Genomic DNA, 17,129 nt, shown 5'->3' on the forward strand with positions numbered 1-17,129 from the left:
TATTCTTTAAATAAGATTTTTTTCGTTTTAAATTCCATTTAAGTTTTCATGTATGAATTTAAATCAAATTCTAGTTGTTAACCTTGTTAGTTTAGCCTTATTTGGCACCCTTTAAATCATCAAATCCGCACGAGTCATGCTGGAAACGGCTCTGACTCGACGTTTTGCTCTCCGGTATGACAGCCGGGCTCTGAATGGACAGGTGTTGGGCTTTGCGAAAGGCTCGATATATACTGTTTGCATATACAGTAATCAGGTTTGTCAGTCATGCGACTCTTTATTGCCGAGAAGCCCAGCCTGGGCCGCGCCATCGCCGATGCCCTGCCCAAGCCCCACAAGAAGGGGGAGGGCTTTATCGAGACCGCTCAGGGCGACGTGGTGACCTGGTGCATCGGCCACCTGCTGGAGCAGGCCGAGCCCGATGCCTATGACGCCGCCTACAAGCAGTGGCGCATGGAACAGCTCCCCATCATTCCCGGCCAGTGGCAGCTGGTGGCCAAGCCCAAGACCAGGACCCAGCTCACCGTCATCAAGCGGCTGATCAAGCAGGCCGACTGCGTGGTGAATGCCGGCGATCCGGACAGGGAGGGGCAGTTGCTGGTGGACGAGGTGATCGACTTTCTCGGCTATCCCAAGACCAAGCCGGTGCAGCGCTGCCTCATCAGCGACCTCAACCCGCCGGCGGTGCGCCGGGCCCTCGACAAGCTGCGGGACAACAAGGAGTTCGTGCCGCTGGCGGTCTCGGCGCTGGCGCGCAGCCGTGCCGACTGGCTCTATGGCATCAACATGACCCGGGCCTACACCCTGCTCGGGCGCAAGGGGGGTTGTAGCGAGCTGTTGTCGGTCGGCCGGGTGCAGACCCCGCTGCTGGGGCTGGTGGTGCGGCGGGATCTGGAGATAGACGCCTTCGTGCCCAAACCCTTCTTCGAGGTGCTGGCCCATGTGGTGACCCAGGGCAACGAGCGGTTCAACGCCAAGTGGCTGCCGTCCGAGGCCTGTGCTCCCTGGCAGGATGAGGAGGGTCGGGTGCTCAACCGGGCCTTGGCCGCCAAGGTGGTGGAGCGGATCAAAGGCCAGCCTGCCCAGGTGGAGGAGGTCGAGGAGCAGGCCCGCAAGCAGACGGCGCCGCTACCCTACAACCTCTCCAGCCTGCAGATCGATGCCGCCAAGCGCTTCGGCATGGATGCCAAGCGGGTGCTGGATGTCTGCCAGGCACTCTACGAGCGCCACAAGCTCATCACCTATCCCAGATCCGACAGCCGGCACCTGCCGAGCGATCACTTCAGCCGGGCCCCCCAGGTGCGCGACGCCATAGCCGCGACCGCGCCGGCCCTGGCGAAGGCGGTGAGCGAGACGGATGGCAAGATCCGCAGCAAGGCCTGGAACGACAGCAAGGTCGATGCTCACCACGCCATCATTCCCACCGAGAAGCGGGGCAATGAGGCCAGTCTCTCCGCCGAGGAGAGCAAGATCTATGGCCTGATCGCCCGCCAGTACCTGCTGCAGTTCTACCCGCCGTTCGAATACAACGACAGCAAGGTGTTGCTGCGCATCGCCGGTGGCCTGTTCCAGGCCAAGGCCAGACGCATCCTCAAGGCCGGCTGGAAGGCGCTGCTGGGGGTGGAAGAGGACGATGAAGAGGAGGCGGGGAGCCTGCCCGCCCTGCGCCAGGGCGAGCAGTTGCAGTGTGAACGGGGCGAGTTGCTGGAGAAGATGACCCAGGCGCCCAAGTCGTTCACCGACGCCACCCTGCTTGCCGCCATGACCGGCATCGCCCGCCATGTGCAGGATCCCGAGATCCGCAAGACCCTGCGCGAGACCGATGGCCTCGGTACCGAGGCGACCCGGGCCGGCATCATAGATCTGCTGTTCAAGCGGCGCTTCCTGGTGCGTCAGGGCAAGAGCATCAAGGCCACCCCCACCGGGCGGGCGCTGATCCTGGCGCTGCCCGCCAGCGCCACTACCCCGGACATGACGGCGCTGTGGGAGCAGCACCTCGGCCAGATCGCCGAGCGTCACGCCAGCTACCAGCAGTTCATGGGGCCGCTCACCGAGCAGCTGCATGGACTGATCGAGGGGGCGAGGCAGGACTCCGGCGCCAGCTTCAGCGCCCTGCCCAAGGCGGCCGCAGGTGCCGACAAACGCCGCTTCAGTCGCAAGGGGAGCACGAGCGGTGCCGGCGGCAGTCCCCGCAAAAGCGCGGCCAAGCGCCCGGCCAGGGGTAAGGCGGCCTGAGCCGAGGGTGCACCGGAAAAAAGAAAGGGGCCCTGGGCCCCTTTCTCGCATCCATGGAGGATCAGCCCGTATAGACCCCCTCTTCCGGGTAGCGGATCCGGGTCTCGCTCGGTCTGGCCAGCATGAGGGCCAGGGTGAGGGGCCCCAGACGGCCGCAGATCATCACCAGCACCAGAATGAGTTTGCCAGGCTCACTCAGGGAGGCGGTGATACCGGTGGAGAGGCCGACGGTAGCAAAGGCCGAAATGGTCTCGAACATGATCTTGTCGAAGGGTTGTGACTCGGTGATCATCAGCAGGAACATCGCCAGCATCAGCACCATGGTGCTGACGATGATGATGGCCAGCGAGCGGGTCACTATCTGGGGTGACAGGGTGCGGCCGAACGCGGTGACATGGGGCCGTTTGGTCAGAAACGCCTTGGTCGCCAGCAACACCACCGCAAAGGTGGTTACCTTGATGCCGCCCCCGGTGGAGGTGGTGCCGGCACCGATGAACATCAGCATCATCAGGAACAGCAGGGCTGCAGGGGTCATCAAGCCGATGTCGATGGTGTTGAAACCCGCGGTACGGGCACTGGCAGACTGGAAGAAGGCCGCCAACAGCTGGCCGCCAATGCCGGCGTTGCCGAGGGTGCCTGGGTTGTTGTGCTCAAGCAGCCAGAACATCAGGGTACCGGCCAGCAACAGCGCCGGGGTCATCAGCAGCATCAGCTTGCTGTGCAGCTTCAGCTTGCGCCAGCGCCGGTTGCGCACCAGATCGACGATGACGGTGAAGCCGACCCCGCCGAGGATCAGCAGACCGGCGATGGTCAGGCTGATGATGGGATCATCCCGATAGCTGATCAGGTTGTTGGCAAACAGCGAGAAGCCGGCGTTGTTGAAGGCGGACACCGCATGGAAGAAGCTGACATAGAGGCCGTGGGCCCAGCCCATCTCCGGCACCCAGCGAATGGCCATGAGGCCGGTGCCGATCAGCTGGGCTACCAGGGCGAACAGCACTATGCGCTTCACCAGCTGGATGATGTTGACCGAGCCCTCCTGACCCAGTGCCTCCTTGGCCAGCACCTGCTGGCGCAGGCCGACCCGCTTGCTGAACATGGCGATCAGCAGCAGGGTCATGGTCATCTGGCCAAGGCCGCCAATCTCCATCAGCATCAGCAGGAAGATCTGCCCCTGCAGGGTGAAGACGGTACCGGTATCCACCACCCCGAGGCCGGTCACGCTGATGGCCGAGGTGGCGGTGAACAGGGCGTTGACGAAGGTGACCTCGCCATTGTGGCTGGAGGGCTGGACCAGGAACAGGGTGCCAATCAACAGGATGACGAGGAAACTGCCGAGGATCAGCCTGGCTTCGCTCCAGCGGGAATCGGCATCCCGATGCAGGGCAAAGGCATAGCTGCTGCGCCAGTTGATCATAGGGTGTCGAGCCAGTGATCGATGGCATGCTTGTTACCGGCCAGGATCAGGATGTCGCCCAGTTGCAGCTCCATCTTGCCGGTCAGTACGTTGTGCAGCACCTGGCCGCGCTTGATGGCCAGCAACTGCAGTTCGGTCTGCTGCAACAGGTGCAGGTCGGCCAGGGTACGGCCATTTTGCGCCAGGCCGATGACAAACTCGGTCAGCACCATGTCGTGGCCCAGCTCCAGGTAGTCGAACAGGCGGTTGTCCAGCATGCTCTGGGCGACCCGGCGCCCCATGTCCCACTCCGGGTTGATCACCTTGTCGGCGCCCACTTTCTGCAGGATCTTGGCGTGAAACTTGTCGCGCGCCTTGACCCACACCTTCTTCACCCCCGCCTCCTTCAGCACTAGCGTGGTGAGAATGCTGGTCTCCAGGTTGTCACCTATGGCGACGAAGACGATGTCGAAGTTGGCCAGGCCGAGCTCGGCGACGGTAGCCTCATCGGTGGCATCGGCGACGATGACATGATTGCACAGGGTGGCGATCTGACGGGTTCTGACCTCGTCGATGTCGATCGCCAGTACCTCGGCATCCTGCCGTTGCAACTCTTCGCACAGGGCGCTGCCGAACAGGCCGAGGCCTATGACGGCAAATTGGTTGTTCATTTATGCTTCCTCAGAGGGCTGAAGGAGTTACTCTACCCCAGCAGATTGAGTCCGAAAAGTGCCTGGATTTTTCGTCCCGCGGGATCTGGGGTAAACTGCCCGCTTGCTCTTGTCGGGACACGCAGATGAAACTCACCCCCCACGCCCCCTTGTTGACCCTCAACACCCTGGCCCTAGATGCCCATTGCCTCTGGCTGGCAGAGGTGACCCGGCTCGATGACCTCAGATCCTTGATGGCCAACCCCGAGCTGAACGCCCTGCCGCGCCTGGTGCTGGGGGGAGGGAGCAACATCCTGTTCTGCAATGACTTTGCCGGTCTGGTGGTGCTCAACCGCCTGCAGGGCATCGAGCTGCAGGAGGAGGGCGACCACTGGCTGCTGCACGTGGCGGCGGGGGAGGAGTGGCATCAGCTGGTGCACCACGCCCTGCAGCAGGGCTGGCATGGGCTGGAGAATCTGGCGTTGATCCCGGGCACTGTCGGTGCCGCCCCGGTGCAGAACATCGGTGCCTACGGCGTCGAGCTGGCCGACTTCTGCGCCTATGTGGAGGCATTCAACTGGCAGACGGGCGAGGTGGAGCGCATCCAGGCTGCCGACTGCCAGTTCGGTTATCGCGACAGCATCTTCAAGCACGCCTGCCAGGACTCCCACTTCATCACCGCCGTCGGTCTGCACCTGCCCAAGGCCTGGCAGCCGGTGTTGGGGTATGGCCCGCTCGCGGCGCTCGGTGAAGATCCCACGGCGGAGGCCATCTTCGACACCGTCTGCGCCACCCGCATGGCCAAGCTGCCGGATCCGGCCGTGCTCGGCAATGCCGGCAGCTTCTTCAAGAACCCCCTGGTCAGCCTGGCGCAGGCCGAGCGGCTCAAGCTGCAGCACCCGCAACTGCCGGTCTATCCCGCCGGGGAGGGGCAGGCCAAGTTGGCGGCGGGCTGGCTCATCGATCAGTGCGGTCTCAAGGGCTTCGCCATCGGCCGCGCCGCCGTGCACCAGCAGCAGGCTCTGGTTCTGGTGAACCTCGGCGGGGCCAGCGCCATGGAGCTGATCGCCCTGGCGGCCCATGTGCGCGACAGTGTAGAGCAGCGCTTCGGCGTCTTGCTGGAGCACGAGGTGCGCTTCATGGGGCTCACCGGCGAGACCTGGCTCGACGAGGTGCTGGCATGAGCCTCACCCCCATCAGACAGACCCTGATCAACCTGCTCAGCGATGGTCAGTTCCACTCCGGTGAGCAGCTCGGCGAGCAGCTCGGCATCAGCCGGGCGGCGGTGAGCAAGCACATGGCCGCCCTCAAGGATCTCGGGCTGGACCTGTTCAGCCTGACCGGTAAGGGCTATCGGCTGGCGGTGCCCATGGCGCTGTACGATCAGGCACAGTTGCAGGCCCTGGCCCCCATGGCGCCGGTGCACTGCTTCTCGGTGATCGACTCCACCAACCAGCATCTGCTGGAGCGGGTGAGCCGGCTTCAGTCCGGCGAGAGCTGCCTGGCAGAGTGCCAGACCGCCGGTCGTGGCCGTCGTGGCAAGCCCTGGGTCTCACCCTTCGGCTGTCAGCTGATCCTGAGCATGTACTGGCGGCTCGAGCAGGGCATGGCGGCGGCCATGGGGCTGAGCTTGGCGGTCGGGGTGGCCGTGGTGGAGGCGCTGGAGTCGCTCGGTTATCCGGGCGTCGAGCTGAAGTGGCCGAACGACCTCTACTATCAGGGCCGCAAGCTGGCGGGCATCCTGGTGGAGATGAGCGGCAGCGCCGGCGCCAGCTGCCATCTGGTGATCGGTATAGGCCTCAACCTGGCGATGCCGGTCCGGCAGGGGGAGAAGATCGATCAGGCCTGGTCCGAGCTGCGCCACGTCCAGCCCGAACTGGTGGATCGCAACCAGCTGGCGGCCTGCGTGCTCCAGCACCTGCAACAGGCCATGCAGACCTTCGAGCAGAGCGGCCTGGCCAGCTTCGTCGACAGCTGGAACCGGCTCGACTACTTTGCCGGCCGGCCGGTGCGGTTGCTGATGGGAGAGCAGGAGATCCGTGGCATCGCCCGCGGCATCGACGATCGTGGCGCGCTGCGGCTGGAGACGGACGAGGGGATCAAATACTACCTGGGGGGCGAGATCTCCCTGCGGCGCGGGGACTGAGCCAGAGGCGAGGCATCGGCCTGCGACCACAATAACAAAGGGGGCCCGAGGGCCCCCTTTGTTTGTCCGCCGTTGGCGCCTGCAATCACTTGCGCAGCTTGATCTGCTCGATGGCGTGCTCGTGACCCTTGGTCAGGATCAGGTTGGCTCGTTCTCGGGTCGGCAGGATGTTCTCTTTCAAATTCAGATAGTTGATATCTTGCCATATGTTGCTGGCAATCTCGGTGGCCTCACTCTCCGCCAGCTTGGCGTAGTGATGGAAGTAGGAGTCCGGATCCGAGAAGGCGCCGCTGCGGAACTTGAGGAAGCGATCTATGTACCAGGTGCGCAGCAGTTCGGCATCGGCATCCACATAGATGGAGAAGTCGACAAAATCTGACACGAAGACCCGGTGGGGTTCCTGCGGGTAATCCATGCCGCTCTGCAGCACGTTCAGCCCCTCCAGGATCAGGATGTCTGGTTGCTCCACCACCTTCTTCTCATCCGGTAGTATGTCGTAGATGAGGTGGGAGTAAACGGGGGCCTCGACCTTCTCGTGGCCGGCGCGAATATTGGCGACAAACTCCACCAGGTGACGGATGTCGTAGGACTCCGGGAAGCCCTTGCGGCGCATCAGCCCGCGCTCCTCCAGCTCCTTGTTGGGATACAGGAAGCCATCCGTGGTGACCAGCTCGACGCGTGGATGCTCGGGCCAGCGTTCCAGCAGCGCCTGCATGATGCGGGCCGTGGTGCTCTTGCCCCCCGCCACGCTGCCGGCGATGCTGATGATGTAGGTGCCCTTGCCACGGGACTGGCCGAGGAACTGCTCCAGCACCCGGCTGCGGCGCTGCTTGGCCTTGACGTAGAGATTGAGCAGGCGGGAGAGGGGCAGATAGATCTCTTCTACCTCGCGCAATGACACCTTCTCGTTGATCCCGCGCAGGGTATGCAGGTCGGTTTCGGTCAGGGTCAGGGGGACTGCATCGCGCAATAACGCCCATTGTTCGCGGGTGAATTGCAAATAGGGGTTATGCTCTGTCGTCATGATGTCATCACTGTTTCTTGGGCAGGGCGACCATACACCAAGGGATCGGGAGCGACAAGTGACGCATCCGGTTCGGACGGGGAAGGAGGCTTTTTTTGCATGGATCCCTGCAATAATGCACTTTTTGCAGGGTGCAATGGTTGCATCCCCAAAATCCTTACAATAAAATGCGCGACGCTTAGATGTCTGTCGTCTATTTGCCCGGCAAAAGCGACAAAACAACGGGTGCAAGCAGAATTACCGTTGTGGCATTGAGGTACCGGAGGGGTTCCCGAGCGGCCAAAGGGATCAGACTGTAAATCTGACGGCTCTGCCTTCGAAGGTTCGAATCCTTCTCCCTCCACCATATTTCTCTGCGGTTTGAGTTCTTTGGGTTAGAGAAATGCGGGCATCGTATAATGGCTATTACCTCAGCCTTCCAAGCTGATGATGCGGGTTCGATTCCCGCTGCCCGCTCCAAGATGCTGATATGGCTCAGGTGATACTGAGAGCCACACCCTAGGGTGTGTTCGGCAATCGAACCTGCCTGCCAGCACCGACCTCTCTATTCCCACCAGATTCAAATCCATCATATAAACTGTTCTGTGGTTAGCTTGCCACCGCGTACTCAGCGTTAGTTTAGAGGGACGATCATGTCTAAAGAAAAATTTGAGCGTAATAAACCGCACGTTAACGTGGGTACCATCGGCCACGTTGACCACGGTAAAACCACCCTGACCGCCGCCATCACCAACGTGCTGGCCAAGCACTTCGGTGGTAAAGCTTTCGCCTTCGACCAGATCGACAAGGCGCCGGAAGAGCGTGAGCGTGGTATCACCATCAACACCTCCCACGTAGAATATGACACCGCTGCCCGTCACTACGCCCACGTAGATTGCCCGGGTCACGCCGACTACGTTAAAAACATGATCACCGGTGCTGCCCAGATGGACGGCGCGATCTTGGTAGTAGCTGCGACTGACGGCCCGATGCCGCAGACTCGTGAGCACATCCTGCTGGGTCGCCAGGTTGGTATCCCGTACATGATCGTGTTCATGAACAAGTGCGACATGGTCGACGACGAAGAGCTGCTTGAGCTGGTCGAGATGGAAGTTCGCGAACTGCTGACCGAATACGACTTCCCGGGTGATGACCTGCCGGTAGTCCGTGGTTCCGCGCTGAAAGCGCTGGAAGGCGACGCTGCTTGGGAAGAGAAAATCATCGAGCTGGCCAACCACCTGGATACCTATATCCCGGAGCCGGAGCGTGCAATCGACCTGCCGTTCCTGATGCCTATCGAAGACGTCTTCTCCATCGCTGGCCGTGGTACCGTAGTAACCGGTCGTGTTGAGCGCGGTATCGTTAAAGTCGGTGAGACTGTCGAAATCGTTGGTATCAAAGATACCGTGACCACCACCTGTACCGGTGTAGAAATGTTCCGCAAGCTGCTGGACGAAGGTCGTGCCGGTGAGAACGTTGGCGCCCTGCTGCGTGGCGTGAAGCGTGAAGACGTAGAGCGTGGTCAGGTACTGGCCAAGCCGGGCTCCATCAAGCCGCACACCAAGTTCGAATCTGAAGTGTACGTACTGTCCAAAGAAGAAGGTGGTCGTCATACCCCGTTCTTCAAGGGCTACCGTCCTCAGTTCTACTTCCGTACTACCGACGTGACCGGTACCATCGAACTGCCGGAAGGCGTTGAAATGGTAATGCCAGGCGACAACATCAAAATGGTTGTTACCCTGATCGCGCCGATCGCGATGGACGACGGCCTGCGTTTCGCCATCCGTGAAGGTGGCCGTACCGTAGGTGCTGGTGTTGTAGCCAGCGTAATCGCGTAATCTTGGCTTACATAAATAAAGCGAAGCCCCTATAATAGGGGCTTTCTTATGCAGGGGCGTAGTTCGAATTGGTAGAACAGCGGTCTCCAAAACCGATGGTTGCGGGTTCGAGTCCTGCCGCCCCTGCCATATACCTCGTCTCGTACGGGGCTTTTGTGTCTTTGGTTACGTCAGATACAGGTGGGTTGTATGAGTGTTAGTTCTGAGGGACAGGGCGGAAACAAGGATACCCTGCTTTGGGGTCTGGTTTTCATCATCCTGGCGGCCGCTGTAGTGGGTAATTACCTGCTGCACGATGTTGTCGCAGCCGTCCGCGCCCTGGGTGTGGTCGTTGTCATCGCCGCTGCTGGTGCAGTGGCCCTGCAAACCACCAAAGGTAAGGCAACACTGGCATTTGCTCGTGAGTCGCGCCTGGAAGTCCGCAAGGTCGTATGGCCGACCCGTCAGGAAGCCATTCAGACAACCCTGATTGTGCTGGCGGTGACCGCCGTGATGGGGCTTTTGCTGTTCCTTCTGGACGGTGCCTTGGTCTGGTTGGTCAACTTGATTACCGGTGTGTAAGGATAAGCCATGACTGAACAACGTGAACAACGTATGAGATGGTATGTCGTGCAGGCATTTTCCGGCTATGAAGGTCGGGTTGCCAAATCCCTGCGTGAACATATCAAGATGCATGGCATGGAAGAGATGTTTGGCGAAGTGCTGGTCCCGACCGAAGAAGTGGTCGAGATGCGTGCTGGCCAGAAGCGCAAGAGTGAGCGCAAATTTTTCCCGGGTTATGTCCTGGTGCAGATGCTGATGGATGAAACCACCTGGCACTTGGTGCGTAATGTACCGCGCGTGATGGGTTTCATCGGCGGTACTTCAGATCGCCCTGCTCCTATCTCTGATAAGGAAGCAGATGCCATCCTCAATCGTCTGCAAGATGCCCATGACAAGCCGCGGCCAAAAACCCTGTTTGAGCCGGGTGAAATGGTGCGGGTTGCCGATGGTCCGTTTGCCGACTTCAACGGTACCGTTGAAGAGGTGGACTACGAGAAGAGTCGCGTGAAGGTCTCGGTACTGATCTTCGGTCGCTCAACGCCGGTAGAACTGGATTTTGGTCAGGTCGAAAAGGGCTGATTAAAGTCTGTACGTTTAACGGTTGTCAGGGGCAGCGAATATCTCTATAATTCGCTGCCCCTTTATTTGTTGGGGAGCCGTTTGCAGGAGCATGTCTCCGAGGCGCTAGAACCCATTTTTGAGGTATTTTCGTAATGGCTAAGAAAGTCACAGCTTATATCAAGCTGCAAGTTAAGGCTGGCAGTGCTAACCCCAGCCCTCCCGTTGGTCCTGCGCTGGGTCAGCACGGTGTCAACATCATGGAATTCTGTAAGGCGTTCAACGCTCGTACAGAGAAGCTGGAAAAAGGCTCACCGACTCCGGTCGTGATCACCGTTTACAGTGACCGTTCCTTCACCTTCGAAACCAAGACTCCGCCTGCTTCCTTCCTGCTGAAGAAAGCCGCTGGTATCCAGTCTGGTTCCGCCAAGCCGAACAAAGACAAAGTTGGTAAGGTGACTGTTGCTCAGCTGCAAGAAATCGCCAAGACCAAAGAGCCGGACATGACTGGTGCCGATCTGGATGCAAAAGTACGTTGCATCGCAGGCTCCGCTCGTTCCATGGGCCTGGTAGTGGAGGATTAAGACAATGGCAAAACTTTCCAAGCGTATGCGCGTTATTCGCGAAAAAGTTGACGGTACCAAAGAGTACTCCATCAACGAAGCCATTGCCCTGCTGAAAGAACTGGCTACCGCCAAGTTCGTTGAAAGCGTTGACGTTGCCGTTAACCTGGGTATCGATGCTCGTAAATCTGACCAAAACGTACGTGGTGCTACTGTACTGCCGCACGGTACCGGTCGTGACATCCGTGTCGCCGTATTCACCCAGGGTGCCAACGCCGAAGCCGCCAAGGCTGCCGGTGCTGAACTGGTTGGTATGGATGACCTGGCCGAGCTGGTCAAGAAAGGCGAGATGAACTTCGACGTCGTGATCGCATCCCCGGATGCCATGCGCGTTGTTGGTCAACTGGGCCAGATCCTGGGCCCGCGTGGCCTGATGCCTAACCCGAAAGTGGGTACCGTGACCCCGAACGTTGCTGAAGCTGTGAAGAATGCTAAAGCCGGTCAGGTTCGTTACCGCAATGACAAGAATGGTATCATCCATACCACTCTGGGTAAGGTTTCTTTCGACGAAGTTCAGCTGAAAGAAAACTTGGAAGCTCTGCTGGTTGCTCTGAAAAAGGGCAAACCCTCTTCCGCCAAAGGTATCTTCATCAAGAAAGTCAGCATCTCCACCACCATGGGTGCCGGTGTTGCCGTAGACCAAGCTTCTCTGGAAGCTCAGGGCTAATTGATGGATTTTACAAGGCGCAAAATTTAATCTATAATTTTGCGCCTTGATTGGTTGGGGGTTTCGACCTCCGTCCAAGACCGCAGGTGGCCGCATGGCCTTAATCCTTCCTGCGTAGACGGTGCCGGACACCCAGCGAGAAAGTTTTCTTTCTCTTCTGGAATCCTGCTACCGCATCGTTCCCCTCTGTTGTGAAGGTAGGGGGGATGTGTCAGTACTGAGTCATGAGACTCAGATTCAATCCAGGAGTTAAGCCAATGGCATTGGGACTCGAAGACAAAAAGGCAATTGTTGCTGAAGTCAACGAAGCTGCCAAAGGCGCTCTGTCTGCAGTTGTAGCCGATTCTCGCGGTGTGACTGTTGACAAGATGACCGTCCTGCGTAAATCCGCTCGTGAAGCCGGTGTGTACATGCGCGTTGTGCGTAACACCCTGCTGCGTCGCGCGGTAGAGGGCACCGAATTCGGTTGCCTGAACGACGTATTGACTGGTCCTACCTTGATTGCTTTCTCTAACGAACACCCGGGCGCTGCCGCTCGTCTGTTCAAAGAGTTTGCCAAAGCGAACCAAAAGTTCGAAATCAAGGCTGGCGCTTTTAACGGTGAGTTTATCGCCGCAGCACAAATTGATCGTCTGGCCACGCTGCCGACCTACGACGAAGCGATTTCGAAGTTGATGGCTACCATGAAGGAAGCCTCTGCTGGCAAGCTGGTTCGTACTATCGCTGCTGTTCGCGACCAGAAACAAGCTGCTGCTTGATTCTCGCCTATTTAGGCTGTTTGAGTTTATTCAACATCAGGAATTTTTGTCATGTCTATCACTAAAGACCAAATCATCGAAGCCGTTGCTTCCATGTCCGTAATGGAAGTTGTTGAGCTGATCGAAGCAATGGAAGAGAAGTTCGGTGTTTCTGCCGCTGTTGCTGTAGCTGCCGGTCCGGCCGCTGAAGCAGTAGAAGAGAAGACCGAGTTCGACGTAGTTCTGACTGCTGCTGGCGCCAACAAAGTTGCCGTCATCAAGGCCGTTCGTGCTGCCACCGGTCTGGGCCTGAAAGAAGCCAAGGACCTGGTAGAAGCTGCACCGACCAACCTGAAAGAAGCCATCTCCAAAGATGAAGCTGAAGCTTTGAAGAAGCAGCTTGAAGAAGCTGGTGCTTCTGTTGAGATCAAATAATCTGCATTTATGTAGATTAGCCTGATAAAACAGGCTAGGGCTGGTGAATATTTGTTCACCAGCCTTTTTGCGCTGTAGACTGAGAGCATTTCACACCGTTTACGACTCTCGGTGCACCAGCAATCCGGACCGTATCATCGTCCGGGCCAACACAAAACGGTGTTGAGACAGAGCTGTCCTGCGGGACAGAGTGGGTCACTTATCAGCGAGCTGAGGAACCCTATGGTTTACTCTTATACCGAAAAAAAACGCATTCGTAAGGACTTCGGTAAGCGAGACCAGGTACTGGACACGCCTTATTTGTTGTCCATTCAGCTGGACTCCTTCAAGCAGTTCATCGAGGCTGACCCGGAAGGTGAATACGGCCTAGAGGCCGCTTTCCGTAGCGTTTTCCCGATCACCAGTTACTCCGGTAGTGCTGAGCTTCAGTATGTCAGCTATCGCCTGGGTGAGCCGGTATTTGACGTAAAAGAATGCCAGATCCGTGGAGTGACCTACTCCGCGCCGCTGCGTGTCAAGCTTCGTATGGTTCTGTACGACCGTGAAGCAGCTGCCGGCACCGTCAAAGACATCAAGGAACAAGAAGTTTACATGGGCGAAATTCCGCTCATGACCGAAAACGGCACCTTTGTTATCAATGGTACCGAGCGGGTCATCGTCTCCCAGCTGCACCGCAGCCCGGGCGTCTTCTTCGACCATGATAAAGGCAAAACACATTCATCCGGTAAGGTACTGTATAACGCCCGCGTTATCCCCTACCGTGGCTCCTGGCTGGACTTCGAGTTCGATGCAAAAGACAACCTGTTTGTCCGTATCGACCGTCGTCGTAAATTGCCGGCATCCATTATTCTGCGCGCCCTGGACTTCGGTTCCGAACAGATTCTGGCCACCTTCTTCGAGACCATCGGTTTCGAGGTTAAAGATGGCAAGTTGATGATGGACCTGGTGCCCGAGCGCCTGCGTGGTGAGACTGCGACCTTCGACATCATCGCCAATGGCGCCGTGGTGGTTGAAACCGGTCGTCGGGTAACCGCGCGCCACATCCGTCAGTTGGAAAAAGACGCCATCACCCAGATTGAGGTGCCGGTGGAGTATGTTGTTGGCAAAGTTGCAGCCAAGAACTACGCACATCCGCAGACTGGCGAAGTGGTCGTGACTGCCAACCAGGCGCTGAGCCTGGAAGCGGTTGCCAACCTGTCCCAAGCCGGCTTCAAGCACTTCGAGGTTCTGTTCACCAACGAACTGGATCACGGTGCTTACATGTCCGAGACCCTGCGCATCGACTCCAGCTCCACCCGTTTGGAAGCACTGGTCGAGATCTACCGCATGATGCGTCCGGGCGAGCCGCCCACCCGCGAAGCGGCTGAGCAGCTGTTCGAGAACCTGTTCTTCTCTTCCGAGCGTTATGACCTGTCTACCGTGGGTCGGATGAAGTTCAACCGCCGTCTGGGTCGTGAAGACGAGACCGGCGTAGGCGTGCTGACCAAAGACGACATCGTCGAGGTCATGAAGCGCCTGATCGACATCCGTAACGGCAATGACGAGGTGGACGATATCGACCACCTGGGTAACCGTCGTATCCGTTCTGTCGGTGAAATGGCCGAGAACCAGTTCCGTGTAGGTCTGGTGCGTGTCGAGCGTGCGGTCAAGGAGCGTCTCTCCCTGGGCGACCTGGACACCCTGATGCCGCAGGATCTGATCAACGCCAAGCCGATCTCCGCCGCGGTCAAAGAGTTCTTTGGTTCCAGCCAGCTGTCCCAGTTCATGGACCAGAACAACCCGCTGTCCGAAGTGACCCACAAGCGTCGTATTTCCGCGCTGGGCCCAGGCGGTCTGACCCGTGAGCGTGCCGGCTTCGAAGTTCGAGATGTACACCCGACTCACTACGGTCGTCTGTGCCCTATCGAAACTCCGGAAGGTCCGAACATCGGTCTGATCAACTCGCTGTCCGTGTATTCCCGCACCAACGAGTACGGTTTCCTCGAGACCCCGTACCGCAAGGTTATCGACGGTGTGATCACCGACGAAGTGGATTACCTGTCTGCAATTGAAGAAGGCAAGTACGTGATCGCTCAGGCTAACGCCGCGACCTCCGAAGATGGCCGTCTGAAAGATGAGTTGATCCCGTGCCGCCATAAGGGTGAATCCACCTTTATGAACGCCGACCAGATCCAGTACATGGACGTGAGCCCGCAACAGATCGTTTCTGTGGCTGCTGCTCTGATCCCGTTCCTGGAACACGATGATGCTAACCGAGCCCTGATGGGTTCGAACATGCAACGTCAAGCCGTACCGACTCTGCGTGCTGACAAGCCGCTGGTAGGTACCGGTATGGAACGCGCCGTGGCCGTCGACTCCGGGGTAACCGTAGTGGCCAAGCGTGGCGGCATGATCGACTACGTCGATGCCTCCCGTATCGTTATCAAGGTCAATGAAGATGAGCTGCTGCCAGGCGAAGCCGGCATCGACATCTACAGCCTGACCAAGTACACCCGTTCCAACCAGAACACCTGTATCAACCAGCGTCCTTGCGTGATGTTGGGTGAGCCGGTGATGGCGGGCGACGTGGTCGCTGACGGTCCGTCTACCGATCTGGGCGAACTGGCGCTGGGCCAAAACCTGCGCGTCGCGTTCATGCCGTGGAACGGTTACAACTTCGAAGATTCGATCTTGGTAAACGAGCGCGTGGTACAGGAAGATCGCCTGACCACCATCCATATCCAGGAACTGGCCTGTATCTCCCGTGACACCAAGCTGGGTCCGGAAGAGATCACTGCCGACATCCCGAACGTGGGTGAAGCCGCTCTGTCCAAGCTGGACGAGTCCGGTATCGTCTACGTGGGTGCCGAAGTGAAGGGCGGCGACATTCTGGTTGGTAAGGTAACACCCAAGGGTGAAACCCAGCTGACGCCGGAAGAGAAGCTGCTGCGTGCCATCTTCGGTGAGAAGGCCTCCGATGTGAAGGACTCCTCTCTGCGTGTGCCGAACGGTGTGTACGGTACCGTGGTTGACGTGCAAGTCTTTACCCGCGATGGCGTGGAAAAAGACAAGCGCGCCAAAGAAATCGAAGAGATGCAGCTGAAGGAAGCGAAGAAGGACTTGACCGAAGAGTTCAAGATCCTGGAAGACGGCATCTTCGGCCGCTCCCGCAACCTGCTGCTGGCCGCCGGTTACAGTGAAGATCGTCTGAACAAGCTGGATCGTTCCAAGTGGTTTGAGTTGGCCATCGAAGATGAAGCCAAGCAGATCGAACTGGAGCAGATCGGCGAGCAGCACATCGAGCTGAAAGCCGACTTCGACAAGAAGTTCGAGAACAAGCGTCGCAAGATTATCCAGGGTGATGATCTGGCGCCGGGCGTACTGAAAATCGTCAAGGTTTACCTGGCAGTCAAGCGTCGCATCCAACCGGGTGACAAGATGGCGGGCCGTCACGGTAACAAGGGTGTTATCTCCAAGATCTGCCCGGTCGAGGATATGCCCCATGACGAGTTCGGCCGTCCGGTCGACATCGTACTGAACCCGCTGGGTGTACCGTCCCGTATGAACATCGGTCAGATCCTCGAAGTGCATCTGGGCCTCGCGGCCAAGGGCATCGGCGAGAAGATCGACCGCATGATCAAAGATCAGCGCGAGCTGCACGAGATGCGTGAATTCCTGCAACAGGTCTATGACCTGGGCGAGAAAGACACCCAGCAAGTGAACATTGCCGAGCTGTCTGACGACGACGTACGTACCCTTGCGGGTAACCTGCGTAAGGGTCTGCCAGTTGCTACACCTGTCTTTGATGGTGCCAAAGAGCACGAAATCAAGGCCCTGCTGAAGCTGGCCGATCTGCCGGAATCCGGTCAGATCTCCCTGTTCGACGGTCGTACCGGTAACACTTTCGAGCGTAAGGTCACCGTGGGTTACATGTACATGCTCAAGCTGAACCACTTGGTAGACGACAAGATGCATGCGCGTTCTACCGGCTCCTACAGCCTGGTTACCCAGCAGCCGCTGGGTGGTAAGGCACAGTTTGGTGGCCAGCGGTTCGGTGAGATGGAAGTGTGGGCCCTGGAGGCTTACGGTGCGGCATATACCCTGCAGGAAATGCTGACCGTCAAGTCTGACGATGTGAATGGCCGTACCAAGATGTACAAGAACATCGTGGATGGCGACCACCGTATGGAGCCGGGCATGCCCGAATCCTTCAACGTATTGCTGAAGGAAATTCGCTCTCTGGGTATCAACATCGAGCTGGACGAAGAGTAAGAGCTCGCTCTTATTGTTCGAGAATTGACGTGGGCGCCCCGCTGCTT

General features: G+C 58.5%; 14 protein-coding genes and 3 tRNA genes. 14 read left to right on the plus strand and 3 right to left on the minus strand.

The features are described from left to right. Positions 1–267 precede the first annotated feature (267 nt). The gene (locus KW825_RS15250) at positions 268–2,235 is read left to right on the plus strand and encodes a DNA topoisomerase III (protein ID WP_218329683.1); all 1,968 of its coding nucleotides are present in this window, start codon (positions 268–270) and stop codon (positions 2,233–2,235) included. Positions 2,236–2,296: 61 nt separating this feature from the next. On the opposite strand, the gene KW825_RS15255 is transcribed toward KW825_RS15250, so the two are convergent. Then, a complete protein-coding gene (locus tag KW825_RS15255; protein ID WP_218329684.1) occupies positions 2,297–3,652 on the minus strand; it encodes a TrkH family potassium uptake protein in 1,356 nt (451 codons plus the stop codon). Further along, positions 3,649–4,302, minus strand: coding sequence for a TrkA family potassium uptake protein (locus KW825_RS15260; protein WP_218292009.1), 654 nt, complete (start codon positions 4,300–4,302; stop codon positions 3,649–3,651). The genes KW825_RS15255 and KW825_RS15260 overlap by 4 nt, the downstream gene beginning before the upstream one ends. A 125-nt stretch (positions 4,303–4,427) precedes the next feature. Here KW825_RS15260 and murB point away from each other — a divergent pair, with 125 nt between their 5' ends. Next, complete coding sequence (gene murB / locus KW825_RS15265; protein WP_218329685.1) at positions 4,428–5,465, plus strand: UDP-N-acetylmuramate dehydrogenase; 1,038 nt, start codon at positions 4,428–4,430, stop codon at positions 5,463–5,465. Beyond that, a complete protein-coding gene (birA, locus tag KW825_RS15270; RefSeq protein WP_218329686.1) occupies positions 5,462–6,427 on the plus strand; it encodes a bifunctional biotin--[acetyl-CoA-carboxylase] ligase/biotin operon repressor BirA in 966 nt (321 codons plus the stop codon). The genes murB and birA overlap by 4 nt, the downstream gene beginning before the upstream one ends. 85 nt (positions 6,428–6,512) lie before the next feature. Here birA and coaA read toward each other — a convergent pair whose 3' ends face one another. Further along, positions 6,513–7,451, minus strand: a complete 939-nt coding sequence (gene coaA / locus KW825_RS15275) for a type I pantothenate kinase (protein ID WP_042654330.1) — start codon at positions 7,449–7,451, stop codon at positions 6,513–6,515. 261 nt (positions 7,452–7,712) lie between these two features. On the opposite strand from coaA, the gene KW825_RS15280 reads away from it, so the two are divergent. The 11 genes from KW825_RS15280 to rpoB all read left to right on the plus strand — a co-directional run bounded on the left by KW825_RS15280 (position 7,713) and on the right by rpoB (position 17,082). Next, a tRNA-Tyr gene (locus KW825_RS15280) sits at positions 7,713–7,797 on the plus strand. 38 nt (positions 7,798–7,835) lie between these two features. After that, a tRNA-Gly gene (locus KW825_RS15285) sits at positions 7,836–7,910 on the plus strand. 173 nt (positions 7,911–8,083) lie between these two features. After that, positions 8,084–9,268, plus strand: coding sequence for an elongation factor Tu (gene tuf / locus KW825_RS15290; protein ID WP_126623228.1), 1,185 nt, complete (start codon positions 8,084–8,086; stop codon positions 9,266–9,268). Positions 9,269–9,320: 52 nt separating this feature from the next. Continuing rightward, positions 9,321–9,397 (plus strand) — tRNA-Trp (locus KW825_RS15295). 60 nt (positions 9,398–9,457) lie between these two features. Next, a complete protein-coding gene (gene secE, locus KW825_RS15300; protein WP_042654543.1) occupies positions 9,458–9,829 on the plus strand; it encodes a preprotein translocase subunit SecE in 372 nt (123 codons plus the stop codon). Positions 9,830–9,838: 9 nt separating this feature from the next. Continuing rightward, the gene (gene nusG, locus KW825_RS15305; protein ID WP_033130103.1) at positions 9,839–10,390 is read left to right on the plus strand and encodes a transcription termination/antitermination protein NusG; all 552 of its coding nucleotides are present in this window, start codon (positions 9,839–9,841) and stop codon (positions 10,388–10,390) included. A 134-nt stretch (positions 10,391–10,524) separates the two neighbouring features. Further along, positions 10,525–10,953 (plus strand): 50S ribosomal protein L11, encoded by a 429-nt coding sequence (rplK, locus tag KW825_RS15310; protein ID WP_016352267.1) that lies wholly within the window; start codon positions 10,525–10,527, stop codon positions 10,951–10,953. A gap of 4 nt (positions 10,954–10,957) precedes the next feature. Continuing rightward, complete coding sequence (gene rplA, locus KW825_RS15315; RefSeq protein ID WP_042654544.1) at positions 10,958–11,659, plus strand: 50S ribosomal protein L1; 702 nt, start codon at positions 10,958–10,960, stop codon at positions 11,657–11,659. A gap of 257 nt (positions 11,660–11,916) precedes the next feature. Next, positions 11,917–12,417, plus strand: a complete 501-nt coding sequence (rplJ, locus tag KW825_RS15320; protein ID WP_042654545.1) for a 50S ribosomal protein L10 — start codon at positions 11,917–11,919, stop codon at positions 12,415–12,417. 51 nt (positions 12,418–12,468) lie between these two features. Continuing rightward, entirely contained in the window at positions 12,469–12,831 is a 363-nt protein-coding gene (gene rplL / locus KW825_RS15325) for a 50S ribosomal protein L7/L12 (protein ID WP_042019315.1), read from the plus strand. 222 nt (positions 12,832–13,053) lie between these two features. Further along, complete coding sequence (gene rpoB / locus KW825_RS15330; protein ID WP_042654546.1) at positions 13,054–17,082, plus strand: DNA-directed RNA polymerase subunit beta; 4,029 nt, start codon at positions 13,054–13,056, stop codon at positions 17,080–17,082. The last annotated feature ends 47 nt before the right edge of the window (positions 17,083–17,129 follow it).

Origin of the sequence: Aeromonas sp. sif2433, from assembly GCF_019218705.1 — a bacterium.
GTDB lineage: Bacteria > Pseudomonadota > Gammaproteobacteria > Enterobacterales > Aeromonadaceae > Aeromonas > Aeromonas encheleia.

Bases quoted from the DNA above. Each gene is read 5' to 3' on its own strand.
- KW825_RS15250 (WP_218329683.1), top strand. From the start codon at position 268: ATGCGACTCTTTATTGCCGAGAAGCCCAGCCTGGGCCGCGCCATCGCC.
- KW825_RS15255 (WP_218329684.1), bottom strand. From the start codon at position 3,652: ATGATCAACTGGCGCAGCAGCTATGCCTTTGCCCTGCATCGGGATGCC.
- KW825_RS15260 (WP_218292009.1), bottom strand. From the start codon at position 4,302: ATGAACAACCAATTTGCCGTCATAGGCCTCGGCCTGTTCGGCAGCGCC.
- murB (WP_218329685.1), top strand. From the start codon at position 4,428: ATGAAACTCACCCCCCACGCCCCCTTGTTGACCCTCAACACCCTGGCC.
- birA (WP_218329686.1), top strand. From the start codon at position 5,462: ATGAGCCTCACCCCCATCAGACAGACCCTGATCAACCTGCTCAGCGAT.
- coaA (WP_042654330.1), bottom strand. From the start codon at position 7,451: ATGACGACAGAGCATAACCCCTATTTGCAATTCACCCGCGAACAATGG.
- tuf (WP_126623228.1), top strand. From the start codon at position 8,084: ATGTCTAAAGAAAAATTTGAGCGTAATAAACCGCACGTTAACGTGGGT.
- secE (WP_042654543.1), top strand. From the start codon at position 9,458: ATGAGTGTTAGTTCTGAGGGACAGGGCGGAAACAAGGATACCCTGCTT.
- nusG (WP_033130103.1), top strand. From the start codon at position 9,839: ATGACTGAACAACGTGAACAACGTATGAGATGGTATGTCGTGCAGGCA.
- rplK (WP_016352267.1), top strand. From the start codon at position 10,525: ATGGCTAAGAAAGTCACAGCTTATATCAAGCTGCAAGTTAAGGCTGGC.
- rplA (WP_042654544.1), top strand. From the start codon at position 10,958: ATGGCAAAACTTTCCAAGCGTATGCGCGTTATTCGCGAAAAAGTTGAC.
- rplJ (WP_042654545.1), top strand. From the start codon at position 11,917: ATGGCATTGGGACTCGAAGACAAAAAGGCAATTGTTGCTGAAGTCAAC.
- rplL (WP_042019315.1), top strand. From the start codon at position 12,469: ATGTCTATCACTAAAGACCAAATCATCGAAGCCGTTGCTTCCATGTCC.
- rpoB (WP_042654546.1), top strand. From the start codon at position 13,054: ATGGTTTACTCTTATACCGAAAAAAAACGCATTCGTAAGGACTTCGGT.